At 69.0% G+C, this 662-nt stretch carries 1 pseudogene; it reads left to right on the top strand.

The window, feature by feature from the left end:
• Positions 1 to 662 (top strand): annotated as a pseudogene (locus tag PKE79_RS16555) (fucose isomerase); the annotation flags it as partial.

The following is a 662-nucleotide window of genomic DNA, read 5'->3' as shown; positions in this document are numbered from 1 at the left end:
CTCATCGCGTCGGGCGATCTGCGCGAGTCCGCGAACGTCGCAGGATGGCCCACGCAGGTCGCGCTCGAGTCCGCGGTGACGCGCGTGCTGAACGACCTGGGGTGGCAGGTGATCCGCGCCAACGACGTCGATCCCGCGACGGGTCACGGGTTCATCTCGAGCCAGCGGATGGGCCTCGAGGTGTTCAAGGCGATCCCGGTCGACGCGCCGCTCATCGTCGCGGAGGCGGTGTGGCAGTACTCGCACCACGTCCTGGCCGGTCTCCGCACGCATCGCGGGCCGGTCCTGACGGTCGCGAACTTCGCGGGCGACTGGCCGGGCCTCGTCGGGCTCCTGGGCCTCAACGCGGGCCTGACGAAGATGGGCAAGGACTACGCCACGATCTGGTCGGCCGACTTCCAGGACGAGTGGTTTCGGAGCGGGATCCGCGAGTGGATCGAGACCGGTCGCATCACGCACGACGCCTCGCACGTCCGCGCGCTCCCGGCGCTTCCCGACACCCCCGAGGTCGAGCTCGGTCGCGCGCTGGGCGATCAGCTGCTCGCGGACAAGGCGATCATCGGCGTGTTCGACGAGGGCTGCATGGGCATGTACAACGCCATCTTCGACGACGAGCTGCTGAACCCGACCGGCATCTACAAGGAGCGTCTGTCGCAGTCCGC

The sequence above is a fragment of the Microbacterium barkeri genome (assembly GCF_027921765.1).
Classification (GTDB): domain Bacteria; phylum Actinomycetota; class Actinomycetes; order Actinomycetales; family Microbacteriaceae; genus Microbacterium; species Microbacterium barkeri.
Note: the sequence above shows the minus strand (reverse complement) of the source record. Positions and strands in the feature narration are given on the sequence as shown.